The following is a 23,060-nucleotide window of genomic DNA, read 5'->3' on the forward strand; positions in this document are numbered from 1 at the left end:
ACTAGAGCATGTCAGTGGTTGACGACTCGCCAATACGTACAGCCATGTCTGCAACTGCAGAGCAGGATCTGGGCCCGCTGGCCTGGGTGCTCGATGAAGTGCGCAAGTCGCTGGAGGCAGCGACCAAGGCTGTGAGCCGTTTCATGCGCGATGCGGATGCGGCCCGTTTGTCTGATCTAGAGGAGTTGGATACATCGGCACTGCGCATTGCACGCCAGCAACTGCATCAGGCCTGTGGTGCTCTGGAGATGGTGGGTGTCACCGCCCCGGCGCAGGTGCTGCGCAGCATGGAAGCTGCGGTCAACCGCTTTGTACAGCGTCCCGAATACTGCACGCAGGAAGCCGCGACTACGCTGGAGCGCACGCACTTTGCGCTGATGGAATTCCTGGAGGCCGTTCTGGCCGGTCAGCAGGTCTCGGCCGTAGCCCTGTTCCCCCAGTACCGTGAGACCCAGGTGCTGGCTGGCAATGACAAGGCCCACCCGGCTGACCTATGGCCTGCCGAGCGCCGTGCACGCGAGCCCCGCTGGACCGGGACCATGCCGGAGCCACTGGCCTATGGCCCACATGCACGTGCCATGCTGGACGGTGTGGTGCTGCGAATGGTCAAGAGCGATGACCGCGAGGCGGCAGCCCAGATGTGCGAGCTTTGCCGGCGCTTTGCGGCAGCTCAGTCCGAAGATGTAGCGGCGCGCAGTTTCTGGAAAATCGCTGCGGCCTTCTTCGACGGCCTGGCACGTGGGCTCATCACTGCCGATATCTACGTCAAGCGCATGGCTTCGCGCGTGCTCATGCAGTACGCCAGCATGGCCAAGGGCGACAGCCTGCCGCCCGCGCGCCTGCTGCAGGACCTGATGTTCTTTTGCGCGCAGGCCAAGCCCCGCGAGCAGGCCGGTGAGAGTCTGAAGGCCGTACACGAGGCCTATGCCATGGAGCAGATGCCGGTGGTGGACTACCACGTGGCGCGCTATGGCCGCTTCGATCCCTCGGTGCTGGTGCAGGCGCGCAAGCGCATTGCGGCTGCCGCCGAGACCTGGTCTGCCGTAGCGGGTGGCGACCGCAGCAAGATCAGATCCATGGCCGAGCAGTTCGGACTGGTATCCGAGTCGCTGGTCAAGCTGCAGCCTGTCAGTCACGGGCTGGCGCGCGCGCTGATTCGTGTGGCGGAGACGGTGGAGCGCATTGGCGAGCCGCCACCAGCCGAGCTGGCCATGGAGGTGGCGACCGCGGTGCTGTATCTGCAGGCCAGCTTCATGACTGCCGGGCATGACGACGAAATACAGGCCGCCCAGTCCAGCGTGCTGGTCCAGCGTCTGGATGCGGCTTTGCATGGCGCGCAGTCCGAGCCGCTGGAAATCTGGATGGAGGAGCTCTACCGTCAGGCCAGCGACCAGCAGACCATGGGGTCGGTGGTTGGAGAGCTGCGCATCACCCTTGGCGAGGCTGAGAAGCAGCTGGATCTGTTCTTTCGCAATCCCGCGGACACCTCGGTGCTGGCCTCGGTACCGGGCCAGATGGCGCAAATGCGTGGTGTGCTGTCGGTGCTGGGATTCGAGCAGGCCGCGACCGCCATGCAGCGCATGCGTGACACCGTCGAGCATCTGATGCTCGGCGAGGTGACGGTCGAGAACCAGCCTCGCATCTTCGAGAAGCTGGGCAGCAGTCTCGGTGCCATGGGCTTTCTCATCGACATGCTCAGCTACCAGCGCAATATGGCGCGCAAGCTGTTCGTCTATGACGAGGAAAAGGACGAACTGCGCATCGTCATGGGTCATAGCCGCAGTCGCGGCCCCGAAGCCTTCCGTCCCACCGTGGATATTCCCATGGATGGCGTACCGTCTTCTGGACAGACTCCGGTCGCTTCGGCTGCCGTGATTGCTGATCCGGCAGTGGAGCCCTCGGTCGCCGCACCGCCACCGCCTGTCGAAGTGAGGCCAGTTCCCGCTGCTGTGGCGAAGCCAGAGCAGTTGCAAGTCAGGCACATCGAGGACGAGGACACCCCGCCGTGGGCAGTGACCGAGCCAGGTGCCTTGCCCGAGTTTGAGGCAGTACCCGCACCAGCCGTGGCAGAGTCGGCCGGCGTGGGCTCCGATGCCCTGGCCGATGCCATGGCTCAGGTGTTTGCGGGCATGCAGTCGGGCAAGCAGGCAACTGACGAGGCGGATGTCGCTCGGGATCTGGCAGCGGCAGTCGCAGCTCCTGCGGGCGTGCCTGCGGCTGCTACGGTGCCGGCAGCCGAACTGAGCACTGTAGATCTGGACGGCGACGATGAGCTTCTGTCCATCTTCCTGGAGGAAGCCCGCGAAGTCGTGGATAACGGCTTGCAGGCCCTCAAGGTTTTGGAGGACGAACCCGGCAATCTGAGCGAGCAGACCACGCTGCGCCGTGCATTCCACACGCTCAAAGGCAGCTCGCGCATGGTGGGGCTGGATGAGTTTGGTGAAGCCGGCTGGGCCATGGAGCAGATGCTCAATGCATGGCTGGCAGAGCAGCGACCCATGCCGCAGGCCATGCAGCAGCTGGCTCAGGACGCCCTGAAGGCCTTTGCCGTCTGGGCACAGGATATCGAAAACCAGCAGGCGCAGAACTGGTCGGCCACGGCCTTCCGTGCCGCTGCAGACGCCATGCGTCTGCAGGGCGAGCGTGCCGAGGTGGCCCTGGTTCCGCGTCGCGGCGAGCGGGCCCAGCGCCTGGAGTCGGCCGAGGCGGCCGCCGCTGCGGATGCCCCCGTGCTGGAGCTGCCTGTAGCGCCCGAGCCGATCGCCGAGCTGCACTGGCCACTGGAGCCACAGACCGTGGCCGCAGAGCCCGTATTTGCGATGCCGGAGCTGGAGTTCCCGCAAGAAGAGCTGTCTGCGCAGCCAGATCAGGAGTCGGTGGCTGAGCTGGAGGCGGCAGCAGCCGACTTTGCCTTGCCGGAACTGGATATTCCAGACGACCTGCTGCATCAGCTTCAGGCACCCGATGCGCTTGAAGCGTCCGCATTGCCTGCTCTGGAGTCGGCGGCAGGGTCTGAGCCGGAGCGGATGGAGGACGCAGGGGAGGTTCAGCCTTCGCTGCAGGAAATCACTGCGGCAGAAGAGGTGCAGGAGCTGGATTTTGCCGCCTTCGAAGCGGCCATGCGTGAAAGCGAGCAGGCTGCCATAGACATGCAGACTGCCGTGGAGCCCCCCGCCATGGACGCAGCTACCGGGGTGCCGGCCGCTGTGGAGATGGCGCTCGAGCTGCCGTCTGCAGAGGCTGCGATCGAGCTGGAGGCCATTGAAGCCTTGCTGGATGGCGTGTCCGAGCCAGTCATGGCCGAAGAACCCGCTCAGCTGCCGGAGCCCGAAGTCTCGGCGGTTGAGCCGGTGCTTGAACAGACCGAACAGACCGAACAGACAGGTGGGCCGGACGACGGCTATCGCAATATAGACGGGCTGCGCATCAGCGTAGCGCTGTACAACGTCTATCTCAACGAAGCAGACGAGTGGTCAGAGCGACTGGGTGAGGTGTTGCAGCAGTGGTCGCAAGAGCCGGCTGCCGTCATTCCCGACGACGCGATCGCGCTGGCGCATTCCCTGGCAGGCAGCTCCGGCACCGTGGGCTTCAAGGCCTTGTCGGAGCTGGCGCGTTTGCTCGAGCATGCACTGCTGCATCTGCAGCCTCAGGGCTATGCCGGCGCGCTGCAGATTCAGCAATGCGTGACCGCATCCGATGAAGTGCGCCGCTTGCTGCATCAGTTTGCGGCAGGCTTCCTCAAGGACGCTTTACCCGCTGTCGAAGACGCGCTGCGTGAAATCCTGAATACTCCGATCGATGCCGGTGCAGCAGCTGAAACTGCCGATCTTGAGCTGTCCGATCTGGCCGAGCTGGATGAGGCAGAGTGGCCCGAGGTGCAGGCGCTGCAGCCGCCTGCAGATCCCAAGGACTTGCCGCTGGACTTTGCTGCCGAGCTATCGCAGGATGGGGCCTTGCCCGAGCTTGCGGGTGATGGACCCAAGGATGTGGCCGAGGAAGACGTGGGAGCATCGGCAGCCGACCCGTTGCTGGATGCCGTGGTAAAAGCCGCGGATCAGGCACCGTATTCCATGGTGCCTGCCGCGGGCAGCGTGGAGCATGAGGCCGAGCTGCAGCGCCGCATCGATGAAGCCATTGCTCTGGCGGTGCATGCCGGTGACGACGAAGACGATATCGATGTGCTCGATCAGGTCGATGCCGACCTGTTTCCCATTTTCGAGGAAGAGGCCATCGACCTGCTGCCCAAGCTCGGTGCTGCACTGCGCCGCTGGCATGGGCGACCGACGCTGGATGAGGCTCGCAACGAAGCCCTGCGCGCTTTGCACACCATCAAGGGCAGTGCCCGCCTGGCGGGTGCCATGCGCATGGGTGAGATGGCCCACCGCCTGGAGTCGGCGGTGGAGCGTATTGACCAGGAGCGTCCCGCAGCCGAAGCGATCGAGCCGCTGCTGAGCAGCTTTGACGCTTTGCAAGCCAGCTTCGATGTGCTGCGCATGGCCGGTGAGCAGGAGTCCGAGCAGCCACTGGCTCAACTGGACGATCTTCTTGCTCAGGCGCCTTTGCATCTGAGCGCGGCGGAGTCTGCTGTAGAGCAAGCAGCGGAAGCTCAAGCCGGAGAAAAGACTGCCGCAGATTTTGAGCAGGCCATTGAGCTGCCGGCTCCGGTGGTGCCGCGTCCTGCGTCGCAGCAGACCGTGCGTGTGCGGGCGCAGCTGCTGGACCGCTTGATTTCCCAGACCGGTGAAGTGCTGATTGCCCGTTCGCGTGTCGATGCGCGGCTGTCGCAGGCGCGTTCGGCGCTCAATGACTTGACGGGCAACCTGGAGCGCCTGCGCACGCAGCTGCGTGACATCGAGGTGCAGGCCGAAAGTCAGATGCAGTCGCGTCTGGCCCTGTCCAAGGACACGGCAGCCGGTTTCGATCCGCTGGAGTTCGACCGTTTCACCCGCGTGCAGGAACTCACGCGCATGATGGCCGAATCGGTCAACGACGTGGCCACCGTGCAGCGCAATCTGCAGCGGGATCTGGCCGCTGCCGAAGACGATCTGGTGGCCCAGGGCCGGCAGGCACGTGATCTGCAGCGAGATCTGCTGCGCACGCGCATGGTGGAGTTCGACTCCTTTGCCGAGCGTCTGTACGCCGTGGTGCGCCAGACGTCCAAGGAAATGGGCAAGCAGGTGCGCCTGAACATCCTGGGCGGCACCATCGAAATGGACCGCGGCATGCTGGAGCGCATGATGCCGGCCTTCGAGCATCTGCTGCGCAACTGCGTGGCTCATGGCATCGAATCGCCCGAGCGGCGCCAGGAGCTGGGCAAGCCGGCTGTCGGCACCATCGAGATCGTGCTGAGTCAGGAGCGCAACGACGTGGCGCTGTCCGTGGAAGACGACGGGGCCGGTCTGGACCTGGAGCGGATTCGCGCCAAGGCCATCAGCCTCAAGCTGTGGACCGACGAGCGTCCCATGACGCTGGAAGACGCGGGGCGCCTGATTTTCGAGCCGGGCTTCAGCACGGCCGCCGAGGTGACGGGTGTTGCCGGGCGGGGCATCGGCATGGATGTGGTGCGTTCCGAAGTGAATGCTCTGGGCGGTCGTATCGAAACCCATACCGAGCCAGGCCGTGGCAGCGCCTTCCGGCTGGTTGTGCCGTTGACCACGGCCGTGACCCAGGTGGTGATGCTGCGCATGGGCGCCGTGTCCATGGGCGTGCCCGCCAACCTGGTGGAAATCGTGCGTCGCGTGCCCGTCGATGTGCTGGAGGAGAGCTACCGCAAGCAGGAGTTCCAGGACGGCAGCGAAGTCATGCCCTTCTATTGGGCCGGCGCGCTGTGGCAAACCTCGCTGCGCAGCGAAGAAAACCTCGGTCGCACGCGCCCCGTGGTGATAGCTCGCAGTGCCTCGCAGCGTGTGGCGCTGCATGTGGACGAAGTGCTGGGCAACCAGGAAGTGGTGATCAAGAACCTGGGGCCGCAGCTGTCGCGTCTGCCCGGTCTTACCGGCATGTCCGTGCTGCCCTCGGGGGCCGTGGTGCAGATCTACAACCCGGTGGCGCTGGCCAACGTCCATGGCGAGCAGGTGCGAGCCATGCTGGCCAGGGCCGAGCAGGCCGCAGCCGATGGCGAACTGCAGGCTCACTCAGGCGGTGCCGATCTGCTGGGCTCCGAGGCTGCGCAGACCACGGTGCCGCTGGTGCTGGTGGTGGATGACTCCATCACCGTGCGCCGCGTCACCCAGCGTCTGCTGCAGCGCGAAGGCTACCGTGTCACGCTGGCCGCTGACGGCCTGCAAGCCATGGAGCGTCTGCAGGACGAGCGCCCGACCCTGGTGCTGTCGGACATCGAAATGCCGCGCATGGACGGCTTCGATCTGTTGCGCAATATCCGCGCCGATCAGACGCTCGAAGGCATGCCGGTGGTCATGATCACTTCGCGCATTGCCCAGAAGCATCGCGAAATGGCCCGCGACCTGGGAGCCAATCACTACCTGGGCAAGCCTTATTCCGATGAGGAGTTGCTGGGGCTGATCCAGCATTACGCCTTGCAGCGCAGCGGCCCCGCGCCTGAGCGCAGCCCGCTCGGCGGGTTTGCGGCCGAGGAGTCAGGAGTGGCTGTCGAATAAGGTTTGCTCCTCATAACAGAGCGGCTTGCGCTGATCCGAATTGCATTTCAGATTGATATTGATCTGAAATACATGAAGGACGTGCGCAAGCCGCTTCTTTTTTTGAGTGACAGCCTATTGGACAGCTGGCAGCCGAGTACACCCGGATGTGGGGCTCCGCAGGGCCAGGAGCCAGGAAAGCTCAAGCTTCTTTCTTGAGGATTCCGTAGCGCGCCAGGGTTTTCTCCCGCGCTGCCGCATGATCCACGACGGGCAAGGGATAGTCGCGCCCCAGTGTGATGCCTGCTTCGGCCAGTTCCAGCGGCTTGGCCAGCCAGGGGGCATGCCGCAGTTTGCTGGGCAACTGAGCCACTTCAGGCACATAACGCGCTATGAACTTGCCGTCCGGATCGAACTTCTCGCTCTGGGTCACCGGGTTGAAGATGCGGAACCAGGGCTGGGCATCGCAGCCCGTGGAGGCCGCCCATTGCCAGCCGCCGTTATTGGCCGCCAGATCGAAGTCATTGAGCTTTTCGGCGAAATAGGCTTCGCCCCGGCGCCAGTCCAGACCCAGGTCCTTGACCAGAAAGCTGGCCGTGACCATGCGCAGCCGGTTGTGCATATAACCGCTGGAATTGAGCTGGCGCATGGCGGCATCGACCAGCGGGTAGCCGGTGCGGCCTTCGCACCAGGCGGCAAAGAGGGGGTCGGCCTCGGCTCCCGTCTCCCATTCGATGGCGTCATACGCCGGCTTGAAGCTGCGCTCCACCACATAAGGCTGGTGGGCCAGGATCTGGAAGTAGAAGTCGCGCCAGATCAGCTCGCTGAGCCAGGTGGCCGCCCCTTCGCGTGCCGCGGCAGACCAGTCCTCGTTGTGGGCCGCCTCATGGGCGAGGCGGGCCAGCTCGCGTATCGACACGGTGCCGAAGCGCAGATGGACGCTGAGATAGCTGGGCCCCTTGAGGGCCGGAAAGTCGCGTGCCGTCTTGTACTGCGGCAGGCGCGGCAGAAAATCGGCCAGCAGCTGGCGCGCGCCGCTGACGCCGGTGGGCAGGCGCAGGCCGGCCAGCGTGTCCGGGGCAAAGCCCAGATCCGCAGCCGTGGGAATCGGGCGGCGCTCGCTGTCCGGCAGATCGGCCAGCTTGCTCACCAGATCGCGCTCGCTGGGGTAGGCCGAGAGATAGAACGGTGTGATTTTCCGCAGCCAGGCGTTCTTGTAGGGCGTGAAGACCGAAAATGGCGACAGGCTCTGGGTCAGTAACTCGTCGCGCGCAAAGATGCGGTGGTCCTTGAAGCGCAGCAGCAACTGCCCCTGGCTCTTGAGGCTGCGCGCCACCTGGGCGTCGCGGGCGATGGCCGCAGGCTCGTCGTCGTCGTTGCAGAAGACGGCGCCCGCGCCCAGCTGCCGGGCCAGGGCCGGGATGATGTCCTGGGGCAGGCCGCGCCGCGTGATCAGCCCTGTCTGCGGGCGTCCTGCGGCCTCGCGCAGGGCGGCATCCAGCTCGGTCAGACTCTGGCAGATGAACTCCACGCGGCGGTCGGCGCGGGGCAGGGCGGCAAGAATGCTGTCGTCGAAGACAAAGACGCAATACAGCTTTTCACATTGCTGCAATGCATGATAAAGGGCCGCGTTATCGGCCAGACGCAGGTCGCGCCGCAGCCAGATCAAGCCCACAGGGTAAGAAGGAGTCATGGATCGCCAGTAAAATCGCTGCATGTCTGCAGAATCTGCGCCTATCAACTTGACGCACCACTTCCTGATTGCCATGCCCGGCCTGGAAGATGAGTCGTTTTCGCGCAGCGTTGTCTACCTGTGCGAGCATAGCGAGCGTGGCGCGCTCGGTCTGATTATCAACAAGCCCTCCAAGCTCAGCCTGCAAGGCCTGCTGCAAAAAGTGGATTTGGGTCTCAAGCGCGATGATTTGCGCGACCAGCAGGTCTTTACCGGTGGCCCGGTGCAGACCGATCGCGGCTTTGTGCTGCATGAGCCCATGGTCATCGAAGGCGCACCCGAGAACGAATCGGCCTATGCCTCGACCATGACCATTCCAGGCGGTCTGGAGATGACCACGTCCAAGGATGTGCTCGAAGCCCTGTCGGACGGTGCCGGCCCCAGGCGCGTGCTGGTCACGCTGGGCTATTCCTCCTGGGATGAAGGCCAGCTCGAATCCGAAATCGGCGAAAACGCCTGGCTGACCGTGGAAGCCGACCCCGAGGTGATCTTCAGCACCCCGGTGGACGAGCGCTATGACCGCGCTCTGGGCCTGCTGGGTCTGCAGCGCTGGATGTTGTCCCCAGAGTCGGGTCGCGCATGAACGATATTTCCTCTTCCAACAAGGCCGCCGATGCGGCCTTTTCCTCGACTTTTTCCTCGGCCGAAAATACGGCTGCCAGGCCTGCAGCAGCGCCAGCACCGCAAAAGCCGCAGGTTCCGGCCCATTTCCAGCAGTTCCTGGGCTTTGACTTCGGCATCAAGCGCACGGGCTGCGCCTCGGGCAACCGCGTGCTGGGCGGCGCCAACCCGCTGCCCACCATCAAGGCCGAAGCGGCGGATGCACGCCTGGCCGCGGTGGAAAAGCTGATCCGCGAGTGGCAGCCCAATGCCCTGGTGATAGGCGTGCCCTACCACCCCGATGGCGCGGCGCACGAGAACACGGCCCGGGCCCTGAAATTCGGCCGCCAGCTCAGAAGTCGCTTCAAGCTGCCGGTGTACGAGGTGGACGAACGCTACAGCACGACCGAAGCCCTGGCGGGTGGCGCACGCGACGCCGACGCGGCTTCGGCCTGCATCATTCTTGAACAGTTTTTGAGGAGTCTCCCATGAGTGAAACCATTGCAGGTCAGGGCAGCCTGATCCTGGACGCCGAAGCCCTGTATAGCGAGCTGCTGCGCGGCGTGCAGCGCATCATGGGCCCCAATACCCGTCTGGCGGGCATCACCTCGGGCGGTGCCTGGCTGGTCGAGCGCCTGCACAAGGATCTGAACCTCAAGGGCAAGCCCAGCGTGCTGTCTTCCTCGCTGCACCGCGACGATTTTGCCCAGCGCGGCATGGCTTCCAGCGCCCAGACCCAGATCGCCTTCGATGTGAACGGCGCCGATGTGCTGGTGCTCGACGATGTGCTCTACACCGGCCGCACCGTGCGCGCCGTGCTCAACGAACTCTATGACTACGGCCGTCCCGCCAGCGTGCGACTGGCCGTCCTGGTGGACCGGGGAGGGCGCGAGCTGCCCATCCAGGCCGACTTTGCCGCAGCGCGCGTGGCGCTGCCGGCCGACCGTTCCCTGGCGCTGGCGCGCGACGAGAGCGGTGTTTTCCACTTCCGCATTCAAGAGGCCTGATCGTGCTGTACAAGCGCAACCCCCAACTCAACAAGAACGGCGAGCTGATCCACCTGCTCTCCACCGAAGGCCTGTCCAAGGACATCCTGACCCAGATTCTCGACACGGCCAGCAACTTCGTCAGCGTCAACGACCGTGAAGTCAAGAAGGTGCCTCTGCTGCGTGGCAAGAGCGTGTTCAATCTGTTCTTCGAGAACAGCACGCGTACCCGCACCACCTTCGAGATTGCGGCCAAGCGCCTGTCGGCCGACGTCTTCAACCTGGACATCGCGCGCAGCTCGGCCAGCAAGGGCGAGACCCTGCTGGACACCATCGACAACCTCTCGGCCATGGCGGCCGACATCTTTGTCGTGCGCCACAGCGAGTCGGGCGCTCCCTATCTGATCGCCAAACATGTGGCGCCCCATGTGCATGTGGTCAATGCCGGCGACGGCCGCCATGCCCACCCCACCCAGGGTCTGCTGGACATGTACACCATCCGCCACTACAAGCAGGATTTCTCCAATCTGCGCGTGGCCATCGTGGGCGACGTGCTGCACTCGCGCGTGGCGCGCTCGGACATCCACGCCCTGACCACACTCGGCGCTGCCGAGGTGCGCGTGGTCGGCCCGCGTACCCTGGTGCCCTCGGACATGGCCAGCATGGGTGTGCGCGTCTTCCACAATCTGGAGGAAGGCATCAAGGACTGCGACGTCATCATCATGCTGCGTCTGCAGAACGAGCGCATGAGTGGCGCGCTGCTGCCTTCGAGCCAGGAATACTTCAAGAGCTTCGGCCTGACCGAAAAGCGCCTGGAGCTGGCCAAGCCCGATGCCATCGTCATGCACCCCGGCCCCATCAACCGCGGCGTGGAGATCGACTCCGCCGTGGTGGATGGCCCGCAGGCCGTGATCCTGTCGCAGGTGACCTTCGGTATCGCCGTGCGCATGGCGGTCATGTCGATCGTCGCGGGTAACGAAGCCTGATGGAACATCAGGCCATCCCCCTGAGCGGCTGGGCCGCTTCCCCCTTCTCTCGCAGCGCTGCTGCGGGAAGGGGGACGACGCCCTCGCCGCGAGGCGGCTCTTGCTTGGCGTCTCATGCGACAGCGGGCCGGTACACAGGGCAGGGTGGCATTGGGTTCAATATGTTTTTTGTAGCTTCTAGCGCTTGTGTGGCAAGGGCTAGCAGCCAATTTGGTGCCAAACCATGAAGATTCTGATTCGCAATGGCCGGGTGATGGACCCGGCACGAGGTTTCGACCAGCAGGCCGATATCGCCATCGATGGCAGCATGATCGCCGCCATTGGCACGGTGCCCGAAGGTTTTGTGGCCGAGCGTGAAATCGACGCCTCCGGCCAGTGGGTGCTGCCCGGTCTGGTGGACCTGGCCGTGCGCCTGCGCGAGCCCGGTCACGAGCATGAAGGCATGCTGCAGTCCGAGATGGCGGCTGCCGTGGCCGGTGGCGTGACCAGCCTGGTCTGCCCGCCCGATACCGAACCCGTGCTCGACGAGCAGGGTCTGGTGGAAATGCTCAAGTTCCGTGCCGAGAAGCAGCACAAGTCGCGTTTGTTCCCCATGGGCGCGCTGACCGTGGGACTCAAGGGTGAAACGCTGACCGAGATGGCCGAGCTGACCGAGTCCGGCTGCGTGGCCTTCGGCCAGGCGGATGTGCCGCTGTCCAGCATCACCACGCTGAGCCGTGCACTGAGCTATGCCAACACCTTTGGCTATGCCGTGTGGCTGCGCCCGCAGGACAAGGATCTGGGCAGGGGCGTGGCCGCCAGCGGCGCGCTGGCCACCCGCATGGGTCTGGCCGGGGTGTCCGTGGCGGCAGAGACGATTGCGCTGCACACCATCTTCGAGCTGATCCGTGGTTCGCAGACCCGGGTTCACCTGTGCCGCATCTCCAGCGCCGCCGGCGTGGAGCTGGTGCGCCGAGCCAAGGCCGAAGGCCTGAACGTGACCGCCGACGTGTCCATCAACTCGCTGCTGCTGACCGAGAACGACATCGGCTACTTCGACAGCAGCGCCCGTGTGGTGCCCGTGCTGCGCCAGCAGCGCGACCGCGATGCGCTATCTGCTGCACTGGCGGACGGCACCATCGATGCGCTGGTTTCCGATCACTGCCCGGTGGACGAAGACGCCAAGGTGCTGCCTTTTGCCGAAGCCGAACCCGGTGCGACCGGCGTGGAGCTGCTGCTGTCCATTGCCGTGAAGTGGAGCCGCGACTACAAGGTGCCGCTGAACCGCGCACTGGCTGTCGTGACTTCGGCTCCCGTGGCCGTGTTGGGTAGCGCCCTGGGCGAGCAGCAGTCCCTGCTGGGGCAGCTCAAGGTGGGCGGCGTGGCAGATCTGTGCATCGTCGACCCCGAGGCGGAGTGGACGGTCGATCCCAAGGCGCTGCAAAGCCAGGGCAAGAGCACGCCATTCAACGGCTATGAACTGCCTGCGCGCGTGGTAACGACTATCGTTGACGGCGCTGTCGCTTATCAACGATAGGCTCCCCCTGAGCGGCTTTGCCGCTTCCCCCTCTCTCGATGCGTTGCATCGGGAGGGGGACGACACCCTCGGTGCGCGGCGGCGCTTCCTCGGTGCCTCTGACTTTGCATTGCGCCAGTCTTAGGCGCTTGCCGGTTTCAAGTTGCAGCAACTGAGTCACAACGAGCCGCTACACTGTTTGAGAATCATGGCAAACGGCTTGCACAAAATCAAAACCGGCTCGCGTGCGGTATGGCGCGGACTGCGTCTGCTGGCCCATGTGGCCAAGGGCGCCTGGATCGTGGCGTTTCGCTTTCCGCAGCTGCACTACCTGCAGCAGCACGAGCATGTGCAGGCCTGGGCTGCAACGCTGCTGCTGCGCGCCGGGGTGCAACTGCAGGTCAAGGGCCTGCCGCCAGCCAAAGGACCGGTGCTGATGGTCAGCAACCATATCTCCTGGCTCGATATTCCGCTGCTGCACGCGGCGCGCCATTGCCGCTTCATCTCCAAATCCGACGTCAAGGGCTGGCCCATCATCGGCACGCTGGCGACGGCAGCGGGCACGCTCTACATCCAGCGCAGCTCGCGCCGCGATGCGGTGCGCATGGTAGGTGCCATGGAAGAGGCCTTCAAGCGCGGCGAAATCCTTGCCGTCTTTCCCGAAGGAACGACGGGCGATGGACGCAGCCTGCTCTCGTTTCACTCAAATCTGCTCGAAGCCGCCGTGCAATGCGATGCGCCGGTACAGCCCGTGGGGCTGCGCTTTGTCGATGGCAAGACAGGCAGCACCAGCTATGCCGCAACCTATGTCGGGGATGAGACCTTGCTGGGCTCCATCTGGCGCGTGCTTTGTTCGGAGCAGCTGATTGCCGTGGTGCACTATGGCGAGGCGCAGAGCGCACAAGGGCGCGACCGCCGTGCCTGGGCCAAGGACTTGCACACCGAGGTGGACAGGCTGCGCCAGAACTAGGCGCTGTGCCGGCGCTTTGCGCGTCCAGTCAAACCCTGTAGGCTGCGCGCATGCACGCCAGAGTTTTGCGCTATCTCGATGAAGTGGTTCGCCGCGGCTCCATCCGCAAGGCGGCCGAGCACCTGCATGTGGCTCCCACGGCCGTGAACCGGCAGATTCTCGATCTGGAGGCCGAGCTGGGAGCGCCGCTGTTCGACCGCATCCACAATCGCCTGCGTCTGACGCCCCTGGGTGAGATGGTGCTGACCCATGTGCGAAGCACCTTGCGCGAACATGCAGCGCTGCGCGAGCGCATTGCCGACTTCAAGGGCATGCGGCGTGGCGAGATCACTGTGGCGGCGACATCGGGCCTGGCGGGCTCCTTGCTGCCATCGCTGGTGCATGACTTTCGCAGCAGCCATCCGGGGATGGTCGTGCGTGTCATCGACCTGCCAACGCAGGCCATTGTGTCTGCCGTGGAGGCCGGAGAGGTGGACCTGGGCCTTGCCTACGATCTCACGCCCAGACCCGGTTTGCGCATGCTGGCGGCCAGCGAATGGCAGATCGGAGCCGTCCTGCCGGTCAAGCACCCGCTGGCCCAGCATTCGTCGCTGCTGCTCAGCGAATGCGTGGGTCATCCGCTGATTCTGCCGGCACCGGCCCTGACCATACGCAGTCTGCTCAACGAAGCCTTCGCGCGCAGTGCCATCGAGGTGACGCCGGTGGCCGAGTCCACCTCCATGGCCTTGATACAGCGCCTGGTCATGCTGGGCGAGGGCATTGCCTTGCTCAACGCTCTGGATGTACTGGAGGAGCTGGATCGCGGCTCGCTGAGCTTCGTGCCTCTGCGCGATGCGCATCTGCAGCGCCAGACCCTGATGCTGTTCGTGCGCAAGGGCGCGGAGCTGAGTGCCGCTGCCGAGCTCATGGCGGCAAGCATCGAATCCGCGCTGGCGCGGCTCTACGCCAGAAAACACTGATTCACTGTCCACATTTTGTGGACATGCTTGGCTGAATTCAGCGCTATCGCGCGCTGGGGTGCCTCTCTAGACTTGCGCTTCTTGTTTAGAGAGGAAGAAACCCATGACCCTGATTGCCCTGAATGCCGACGTACTGGTCACCATGGATGCGCAACGCCGCGAGATCAAGGACGGTGCGCTGGTGGCGGACGGCCCGGCCCTGCTGTGGGTGGGGGCAACGGCCGAGCTGCCGGCGCAATACCGCCGCATGGCCGACGAGGGCCAGGCGCGCGTGCTGGACATGCGCGGCAAGGTCGTGACGCCGGGCCTGGTCAACACCCACCACCACATGTACCAGAGCCTGACGCGTGCCGTGCCGGCCGCCCAGGATGCCGAGCTGTTCTCGTGGCTGCAGAACCTCTACATGCTGTGGTCGCATCTGACGCCCGAGATGATCCATGTCTCGACCCAGACCGCCATGGCCGAGCTCATGCTGTCGGGTTGCACCACCACCAGCGACCACCTGTACCTGTTTCCCAATGGCTCGCGCCTGGACGATTCCATTGCGGCTGCGCAGCAGATGGGCATGCGCTTTCACGCCGCGCGCGGCTCCATGAGCCTGGGCCGCAGCAAGGGCGGCCTGCCACCCGATGTGGTGGTGGAGGAGGAAGAGGCCATCTTGCGCGACAGCCTGCGCCTGATCCAGCAATACCACGACGGCTCGCGCCACTCCATGCTGCGCGTGGTTCTGGCCCCATGTTCGCCGTTCTCGGTGACGCGTGATCTGATGCGCGAATCGGCGGTGCTTGCGCGTGCGCACGGCGTCTCGCTGCACACCCATCTGGCCGAGAACGACAACGACGTGGCCTTCTCGCGCGAGAAGTTCGGCCTGACCCCGGCGCAATACGCCGAGGACCTGGGCTGGGTGGGGCGCGACGTCTGGCATGCGCATTGCGTCAAGCTCGATCCCGAAGGCATTGCGCTGTTTGCGCGCACCGGCACCGGTGTGGCGCACTGTCCATGCTCCAACATGCGCCTGGCATCGGGCATCGCACCCATCCGCAGCATGCGCGATGCCGGCGTGTCCGTGGCCCTGGGGGTGGACGGCAGCGCATCGAACGACGGTGCCCACATGCTGGGCGAGGCGCGCCAGGCCATGCTGCTGCAGCGCGTGGGCTACGGCCCGGCGGCCATGAGTGCCCGAGAGGCGCTGGAGATCGCCACGCTGGGCGGTGCGCGCGTACTCAACCGCGATGACATCGGCGCACTGGCTCCGGGCATGTCTGCCGACTTCGTGGCCTTCGACATGGAAGACGTCGGCTATGCGGGTGCCGGCCACGACCCCGTGGCAGCGCTGGTGTTCTGCACGCCGGCCAATGTGTCCAGCAGCGTCATCAACGGGCGTGTGGTGGTCGAGGACGGGCGTCTGCTGACCGCCGACCTGCCCGTGGTGCTGGGCCAGCACCGCCATCTTGCGCGCAGCCTGTTCGAGCGAGCCGCAGCAGGACATTGAGACTTTTCGGTGACGGCCATCGTGGGTCCATTGCGATGGCCGGACATCGGTGTGAGAGAGATTCCAAGCCTTTGTGGCACTGGAAGGAAAGTGGGCTCGGGACTGGTGTCAGGTGACTTGGAGTGCCAGAAATTCTTTCTCGATGCTGGACAAGCTATACGGCGCCGCGCATGGGCTGTATCGGCAACGGCATATGAGAGCTCCCGGTTGCGTGCTTAGTCTTGTGGCCTTCGCGGGGAAGCCTATTCCCCGGCGATTGCATACCTAAAAAACAGGAGACAAGACCATGGAAAAGCTGCTTTACGGGGTGGAAGACCGTCCGCCCAGCCTCATCACCACCACGCTGCTTTCGCTGCAGCATCTGCTCGCCGCGCTGGGCGGCATCATCGCCGTGCCGCTGGTGTTCGGCGGTGCGCTCAAGCTGCCGGCCGACCAGATCGTGGCCCTGGTCAATGCGGCGCTGCTGGGCTCGGGCATCGTCACCATCATCCAGTGCCGTGGCGTAGGACCTGTCGGCATACGCCTGCCCTGCGTGATGGGTACCAGTTTTGCCTTTGTCGGCGCGGGCATCAGCGTGGGACTGGAGCATGGTGTGCCCGGCATCCTGGGCTCTTCGCTCGTGGGCTCGCTGGTGATGATCGTCGGCAGCTTCTTCATGCCTGTGATCCGTCGCTTCTTTCCGCATACCGTGACCAGCGTGGTTGTGACCATGATCGGGCTGTCGCTCACGCCCGTCGCCGTGGACTGGGCCGCAGGCGGTGTGGGCAGCGGCAGCTATGGCGCCGTGGGTAATCTGGCGATTGCGGGCTTTGTGCTGGCGCTGGTGATCGGCTTTGTGCAATGGGGCAAGGGCGTGATCTCGGCATCGGCCGTGGTTCTGGGCATTGCCTGCGGCTATCTGCTGTGCCTGGCCCTGGGCTTGATCGATTTCACCCAGGTGCGTGAGGCGCCGATCTTCGCGATTCCCCAGCCGCTGCATTTCGGCATGAGCTTTCCGGTATCGGGCATCGTTGCCATGTCCATTGCCTTTCTCGTGACCATTGTCGAGACCACGGGTACTTTCATGGCCCTGGGGGCGGCAACACAGACGCCGATCCGTGGCAAGCGCCTGTCCAGCGGCATGCTCTGCGACGGCGTGGGTTCGGCCTTTGCCGCCTTGATGTCGAGTCCTCCGGTCTCCACTTTCGCGCAGAACGTGGGCGTGGTTTCGCTCACCGGCGTGGCCAGCCGCCATGTGGTGATGCTGACCGGCGTGATGCTGTTGCTGGCCGGTCTGTTTCCGGTGCTGGGAGCGCTGGTCGTGACGATTCCCCAGCCAGTGCTCGGCGGTGCGGGCCTGATGATGTTTGCCATGATCATCCTGGCGGGCATCCGCATGCTCAGCGGCGCAGAGCAGACGCGTCGCAGCGGCCTGATCATTGCAGTCTCGCTGGGCTGCGGTCTGGCCGTGACGGTGCGCCCCGATCTGCTCTCCAAGATGCCTGCCTTTGTGCGCGAGGTGTTCGGCTCGGGTATTACCGTGGGGGCGCTGGTGGCCGTGGGCCTGAATCTGCTGCTGCCGGGGCGTGAGTTTGATGCCCACGAGGAAGAGCTGGAGTCCGCAACGGCAGCCCCGGTTGCAACCAGTTCCGCCGCAGCCTGAAGCGCAGGCCCTGGGCGCTTAAAGCGTCATCTTGCTGTCGATGATGACCTTGCGCCAGCGCGCGAGGTCCTTGACGATGAGGTCGGCAAAGACCTTGGGCGTGCTGGGCATGGGCTGGGCGCCTTCGCTTTGCAGACGCTCGAGGATGGCGGGGCTTCGGAGCGAGGCATTGATCTGCTGATTGATCCTGGCGACCACGTCGGCGGGCATATTGGCAGGACCGACCACGCCATACCATTGGTCGGCCTCAAAGCCGGGCAAGCCTGCTTCGGCCACGGTAGGCACATTGGGTAGTGCAGGGATGCGCTGAGGTGATGAAACGGCAATGGCCTTGATCTGGCCGGAGCGAATTTGGGCCAGCACGGCAGGGATGCCGGTGAACAAGGCCTGAACCTGACCTGCCACCAGGTCATTGACGGCCGGTGCCGTGCCCTTGTAGGGCACATGCTGCATCTTCAGCCCGGCTTGCAGGCTCAGATAGGCCATGGTCATATGCGCGGCACTGCCGTTGCCCCCCGAGCTGAAATTCACTGCGCCCGGGTTGGCCTTGGCGTAGCTGATGAACGATGCCAGATCATTGACCGGCAGCGATGGATGCACGACCAGCACGTTGGGCACACGCGCCACCCAGGCCAGAGGCGTAAAGCTCTTGATAGGGTCGTAAGGCAGCTTGGGGTAGAGCGTGGGTGTAACGGCCAGCGTGCCGACATGACCCATGAGCAGTGTGTAGCCATCGGCACTGGCCTTTGCCACGCGGTCCGCGCCAATGCTGCCGCCTGCGCCGGCGACGTTTTCCGGCACCACGCTCTGGCCCCAGGCAGTCGTCAGCTCATGACCTATGGCGCGACCCAGAATGTCGGCGGAGCCGCCGGGCGTGAACGGAATGACCATGCGTATGGCCTTGCTGGGGTACTTCGAGTCCTGTGCCAGAGCAGTACCGGTCAGACTGCCCAAGGTGGTAGCCGCAGCCCATTGGCTCCATTGGCGACGGTTCAGAGTGAAGGGTTCACGTGCGGTGAAAGCGGGCATATTGTCTCCTCATGATGTTTTGCAGACAGTCTATGAGATGGCGCTCTGCCTGGCTCTGGCGCAGCCGGCATAGCTGCTATGCAGTGACTGCCTGCCAAGCCTTGGACAGGTACAGGCTCGCTACACTGCAGTCATGACTACAAGTACAGACACCCCCGTGAATCGCCCTGACATCACCATTTTTCACAACAGCCGCTGCAGCAATTCGCGCGGCGCGCTGGCGCTGCTGCGCGAGCATGGTATCGAGCCCAATATCGTCGATTACATCGCCACGCCGCTGACGGCGCCAGAGTTGGCAGAGCTGGTGGCACACCTGGGCGTTTCGGTGCGTGACTTGCTGCGTACCAAGGAAGCTCAGTTCAAGGAACTGGGTCTGGACAACGCAGCGGTCAGTGATGTCCAGCTGATTCAGGCCGTGGCTGCGTATCCGGTGCTGCTCAATCGACCCATTGTGGTCACTCCCAAGGGGGCCAAGCTTTGTCGCCCGCCGGAGCTGGTGCTGGAGCTGATCTGAGCGAGGTGGGTTGCAGATTGAAAATGGCCTGAACTCCTTGAGCTGCCGATGCAAGCAGCTTCTGGTTCAGGCGCATTGGTGAATACCGCAAGCGTCTAAGTCTCGCCTAAGTGTGGACGTTCAAACTTCCCTTCAACGACACCGATCCGGTGCTTTTTTGAAAGGATGACCATGAACACAATTCTCTCCACACCCCGCCGATTGGTCATGGCCCTGGTGGCCGCTGGTGCGATCGGCGCACTGGGCGCCACCGGCGCCAGCCTGGTGGGAACCCGCAGCGCTGCCCAGGCGCAGGTGACGCAATCTGCGGCGGTTGCGCAACCCGCAGCCCTTAACCTGCCTGCGGTAAATGCTCCCAATTTTGCAGATATCACGGCGCGCAACGGCGCGGCCGTGGTCAATATCAGCGTGGTGGGCTCCTCTCGCGCCATGAGCGACGATGAAGGCGACCAGACCAGCGAACGTCAGCCACAGGGTCAGGGCATCAGCCCCGATGACCCCTTCCTTGAATTCTTCCGCCAGTTCGGCTTTCCTGGAATGCCGGGCGGGCAGGGCATGGGACCACGTGCGCAGCAGCCTGATACACCCATGCGCGGCCAAGGCTCGGGCTTTATCGTCTCCAGCGACGGCGTGATTCTGACCAATGCCCATGTGGTGCATGGCGCCAAGGAAGTGACGGTCAAGCTCAACGACCGTCGCGAGTTCAGGGCCAAGGTGCTGGGAGCCGACCCCAAGACCGATGTGGCGGTACTCAAGATTGACGCTGCCGGGCTGCCCACGGTCAAGCTGGGCCAGACCAGCCAGCTGCGTGTGGGCGACTGGGTGTTGGCGATCGGCTCGCCCTTCGGCTTTGAGAACAGCGTGACGGCTGGCGTGGTGAGTGCCAAGGGACGTTCTCTGCCCGATGATTCCTTTGTTCCCTTCCTGCAGACGGATGTGGCGATCAACCCCGGAAACTCTGGTGGCCCGCTGTTCAACGCACAGGGCGAGGTCGTGGGCATCAACAGCCAGATCTACACCCGCTCGGGCGGGTATCAAGGGGTGTCGTTTGCGATTCCCATCGAACTGGCAACCCGTGTGCAACAGCAGATTCAGGCAACGGGCAAGGCCCAGCATGCCAAGCTGGGTGTGAGTGTGCAGGAGGTCAATCAGGCCTTTGCCGATTCCTTCAAGCTGGATAGGCCCGAAGGTGCATTGGTGGCCAGTGTCGAAAAGAATGGCCCTGCTGCCAAGGCCGGACTGGAACCAGGCGATGTGGTGCGCAAGGTGGATGGCAAACCCGTTGTTGGTTCGGGCGATCTGCCGGCCTTTATCGGCCAGGCCTTGCCGGGGCAGAAGGTAACGCTGGAAGTCTGGCGCAAGGGTGAATCCCAGACTCTGAGTGCGACCCTTGGCGATGCCAGTGACAAGGCTGCGAAGGTGGCCAAGTCCTCTCCGGACGCTGACAAGGGAAAGCTGGGGCTGGCTTTGCGCCCCCTGCAGCCTGAGGAAAAAAAGCAGATTGGTGTGGACTCCGGCCTGCTGGTGGCTCAGGCCAGCGGTCCGGCAGCAGCAGCAGGTATCAGCCAGGGAGACGTGCTGCTGTCCATCAATGGCGCACCTGCCGGAAATATCGATGAGGTGCGGGCCGCAGTCGCCAAAGCGGACAAGACCGTGGCCGTGCTGATCTGGCGCGATGGCAACAAAATCTTTGTGCCGGTGCGCCTGGGTTGAGTTGATCCCTTGCCGTATGAAAGACCGCATCCTTAGGGGGGCGGTTTTTTCTTCCCTGCTTTTATTGATTTAAAACAAAAAATATCTGAATAAATGAATATTTGATGGATTTCCACATGATGTTGTCATGTTTCCAGAGGTAACGAGTTTCTAGAGATGTAATGCCATAGACTGCCGGGCCAAAGCATTCATTCGTCTTTTTGACGCCGTGTGGTGGCGATTCGGCGTGACCGCAAATACATCGTGACGGCCCTCGGAGCAGGCGCTGCGAGGGGAGGATTTTTTGGATCAGCAACACAGTCTGCAGGTGCAAGGCCTGGGCGCTTCATATGGTCCACGCGTGGTTTTGGCCGAAGTGGATTTCACACTTCCGCAATCAGGCGTAACCGCATTGCTGGGTCCTGCGGGTACAGGAAAATCCACGCTGCTGCGCACGCTGGCCGGACTGAACGCGGTCAATCCGCGTTTTCGCAGCTGGGGGCAGGTGGTCTATGCCGCTCAGCCATTGCACATGCCTTTGAGCGCCGACGGCGTGCAGGCCTTGCCGCGCCTGGTACAGCAGCATGCCCGGCTTATGCGCGCCAGTACCCTGGATGCTCTGATCGAGAAAGCACGTCGGACCGAGCACCGTGCGCCACTGGAGTGGCGTCGGTGGGTGACTGAACAGCTGCAGCACTATGGCTTTGCCGAGCTGGCCCAGGCTCTGGACAAGTCCACCATGCTGTTGAGCGCGGTGCAGCAACGCGCCGTAGCCATTCTGCGCGAGGCCTGGGCCCGGCCTGCGGTGTTGATGGTGGATGAGCCCACGGCCGACCTGGAAGGCTATGAGGCATTTTTGTTGCTGGACTTGATCAAGCAGATCGGCCAGCAGTGCAGTGTGCTGCTCGTCACGCACCATCAGCAGCATGCCCAGGCTGCTGCCCAGCAGATGATGTTGCTCGCAGGTGGTCATATTCAGGAAGCTGCAGCAATGGCGGTGTTCACTCTGCGGCCGCTCAGTGCCGCCGGTCAGCAATTCCTGCGTACCGGCAGCTGCGCTGTCCCCATGCCGGGTACCCCTTTGAATGAGCTGGCCGACGATGTATTGCCGCCACCTCCCTTGCCTGTCGCAGCCTTGGCGGCCATTGCCGAATTTTCCGACCTGCCGGCATCTTCGGCAGCAGTGAGTGAGGCCGTTGCTCCCTTCAAATTGGAACCCGTGCTGCCTGTGCCAACGTCGGTCTCTGCGCCTGCACTGCCGCAAGCGGCAGCGGTCGCGGCATCTGGTCTGTCCTCTGCAACCCGCTACCAGCCTCGCATCGTGAATGCGGCTGTGCTGATGGAAATGCAGCCACTGCTGGCTGCTGAAAATGCCATGCCAGCCAGCCGCGGCCCGAACGGATTTTCCTGGCTGGTGCCAGGAAGGCTGGCAGGTACGCCCTGGCCGGGCGTGGTGCACGACATGGACGCCGATCTCAAGGCCTTGAGCCGCTGCGGCGTCACCATGCTGATCACTCTGACGGAAAAGGACTTCCCGCAGGATGCCTTGGCCCGCAATGGGCTCAAGAACTTTCACCTGCCGGTCTATGACCACGAGCCACCGACAGTGGCACAGATGCAGATGCTGCTGGCACGCATGTCGGTCGCCCTGCGCCGTGGAGAGGTGCTTGCCGTGCACTGTCTTGCAGGATTGGGCCGTACCGGAACCGTGCTTGCCGCCTGGCTGGTGCGCGAGGGCCTGACTGCCGAAGAGGCGCTGCGCCGTGTGCGATTGATTGACGCTCAGTATGTGCAATCCGAGGCACAGGAAGCGCTTCTTTATGAATTCGAAAACGCATTGCTGCAAAAGATGGCGTGATGTTTTCAAGACCACCAAAGCATGGGCGCTGCGGACTGCAAACGGCCATGACGCAAAAGATTAGCAATAGGAAAGTGAGAGCGTAATGAGTTTGGATACTGTGTTGACGCAGGCCGTGGCTTCGGTCCCCGAGTGCTTGGCCGCTGGTTATGTGGATGCTGCTTCGGGCATGTTGCTGTCGATCCGTACCGTGGATTCCCATCCGCGTGAGGTGATTGATCTGGTGGCGGCTGCTACGGCCGACCTGTTCAACGGCCCCAATGTCTCCATGATCGAGACCATGTTCAAGCGTTCGCGCGGCCTCAGCGATGATGGTCACCACTATTTTCAGGAAATCATCGTCAACAGTGACAACCTGATTCACGTCTTTCTGCGTAGCAAGGCAGTGCCCGACTATGTGGCAGTCTTTGTCTGCCGCCGTACCGCCAACCTGGGCATGGCATTGACCAAGGCACGTATGGCGATGCCGGGCATCGAAGCTGCGGTGTAACCGGAGGCCCTTCATGTGA

At 63.6% G+C, this 23,060-nt stretch carries 16 protein-coding genes; 14 read left to right on the forward strand and 2 right to left on the reverse strand.

Features of this window, described 5'->3' with window-relative positions; genetic code table 11:
* Positions 1-8 precede the first annotated feature (8 nt).
* A complete protein-coding gene (locus JAO85_RS15045; protein ID WP_202788421.1) occupies positions 9-6,617 on the forward strand; it encodes an Hpt domain-containing protein in 6,609 nt (2,202 codons plus the stop codon).
* Positions 6,618-6,798: 181 nt separating this feature from the next.
* On the opposite strand, the gene JAO85_RS15050 is transcribed toward JAO85_RS15045, so the two are convergent.
* Positions 6,799-8,289, reverse strand: a complete 1,491-nt coding sequence (locus JAO85_RS15050) for a deoxyribodipyrimidine photo-lyase (RefSeq protein ID WP_202788422.1) — start codon at positions 8,287-8,289, stop codon at positions 6,799-6,801.
* Between the two features lie 22 nt (positions 8,290-8,311).
* On the opposite strand from JAO85_RS15050, the gene JAO85_RS15055 reads away from it, so the two are divergent.
* The 9 genes from JAO85_RS15055 to JAO85_RS15095 all read left to right on the forward strand — a co-directional run bounded on the left by JAO85_RS15055 (position 8,312) and on the right by JAO85_RS15095 (position 17,458).
* Positions 8,312-8,911, forward strand: coding sequence for a YqgE/AlgH family protein (locus JAO85_RS15055; protein WP_003071169.1), 600 nt, complete (start codon positions 8,312-8,314; stop codon positions 8,909-8,911).
* Entirely contained in the window at positions 8,908-9,420 is a 513-nt protein-coding gene (ruvX, locus tag JAO85_RS15060) for a Holliday junction resolvase RuvX (protein WP_202788423.1), read from the forward strand. Before JAO85_RS15055 ends, ruvX begins: the two co-directional genes overlap by 4 nt.
* Entirely contained in the window at positions 9,417-9,935 is a 519-nt protein-coding gene (gene pyrR / locus JAO85_RS15065) for a bifunctional pyr operon transcriptional regulator/uracil phosphoribosyltransferase PyrR (protein WP_034366447.1), read from the forward strand. Before ruvX ends, pyrR begins: the two co-directional genes overlap by 4 nt.
* A gap of 2 nt (positions 9,936-9,937) precedes the next feature.
* A complete protein-coding gene (locus JAO85_RS15070) occupies positions 9,938-10,900 on the forward strand; it encodes an aspartate carbamoyltransferase catalytic subunit (RefSeq protein ID WP_003051536.1) in 963 nt (320 codons plus the stop codon).
* A 223-nt stretch (positions 10,901-11,123) separates the two neighbouring features.
* The gene (locus tag JAO85_RS15075; RefSeq protein WP_034404864.1) at positions 11,124-12,416 is read left to right on the forward strand and encodes a dihydroorotase; all 1,293 of its coding nucleotides are present in this window, start codon (positions 11,124-11,126) and stop codon (positions 12,414-12,416) included.
* A 187-nt stretch (positions 12,417-12,603) separates the two neighbouring features.
* Positions 12,604-13,365 (forward strand): 1-acyl-sn-glycerol-3-phosphate acyltransferase, encoded by a 762-nt coding sequence (locus JAO85_RS15080; RefSeq protein ID WP_003071175.1) that lies wholly within the window; start codon positions 12,604-12,606, stop codon positions 13,363-13,365.
* Between the two features lie 50 nt (positions 13,366-13,415).
* Positions 13,416-14,324, forward strand: coding sequence for a LysR family transcriptional regulator (locus JAO85_RS15085; protein ID WP_034396450.1), 909 nt, complete (start codon positions 13,416-13,418; stop codon positions 14,322-14,324).
* Between the two features lie 103 nt (positions 14,325-14,427).
* A complete protein-coding gene (locus JAO85_RS15090) occupies positions 14,428-15,816 on the forward strand; it encodes an 8-oxoguanine deaminase (RefSeq protein WP_003071180.1) in 1,389 nt (462 codons plus the stop codon).
* 286 nt (positions 15,817-16,102) lie between these two features.
* The gene (locus JAO85_RS15095) at positions 16,103-17,458 is read left to right on the forward strand and encodes a uracil-xanthine permease family protein (RefSeq protein WP_003071182.1); all 1,356 of its coding nucleotides are present in this window, start codon (positions 16,103-16,105) and stop codon (positions 17,456-17,458) included.
* 18 nt (positions 17,459-17,476) lie between these two features.
* Here JAO85_RS15095 and JAO85_RS15100 read toward each other — a convergent pair whose 3' ends face one another.
* Entirely contained in the window at positions 17,477-18,487 is a 1,011-nt protein-coding gene (locus JAO85_RS15100; protein WP_003071183.1) for a tripartite tricarboxylate transporter substrate binding protein, read from the reverse strand.
* Positions 18,488-18,620: 133 nt separating this feature from the next.
* On the opposite strand from JAO85_RS15100, the gene arsC reads away from it, so the two are divergent.
* The 4 genes from arsC (at position 18,621) to JAO85_RS15120 (ending at position 23,041) form a co-directional block, all read left to right on the forward strand.
* The gene (gene arsC / locus JAO85_RS15105) at positions 18,621-19,001 is read left to right on the forward strand and encodes an arsenate reductase (glutaredoxin) (protein WP_237734857.1); all 381 of its coding nucleotides are present in this window, start codon (positions 18,621-18,623) and stop codon (positions 18,999-19,001) included.
* 171 nt (positions 19,002-19,172) lie between these two features.
* Positions 19,173-20,714, forward strand: coding sequence for a Do family serine endopeptidase (locus JAO85_RS15110; protein WP_059440755.1), 1,542 nt, complete (start codon positions 19,173-19,175; stop codon positions 20,712-20,714).
* 283 nt (positions 20,715-20,997) lie between these two features.
* Positions 20,998-22,551: an ATP-binding cassette domain-containing protein gene (locus tag JAO85_RS15115; protein WP_202788424.1), complete on the forward strand. Its 1,554-nt coding sequence runs from the start codon at positions 20,998-21,000 to the stop codon at positions 22,549-22,551.
* 85 nt (positions 22,552-22,636) lie between these two features.
* A complete protein-coding gene (locus JAO85_RS15120) occupies positions 22,637-23,041 on the forward strand; it encodes a hypothetical protein (protein WP_012839717.1) in 405 nt (134 codons plus the stop codon).
* Positions 23,042-23,060 lie beyond the last annotated feature (19 nt).

The sequence above is a fragment of the Comamonas sp. NyZ500 genome, assembly GCF_016772095.1.
Classification (GTDB): domain Bacteria; phylum Pseudomonadota; class Gammaproteobacteria; order Burkholderiales; family Burkholderiaceae_C; genus Comamonas; species Comamonas thiooxydans.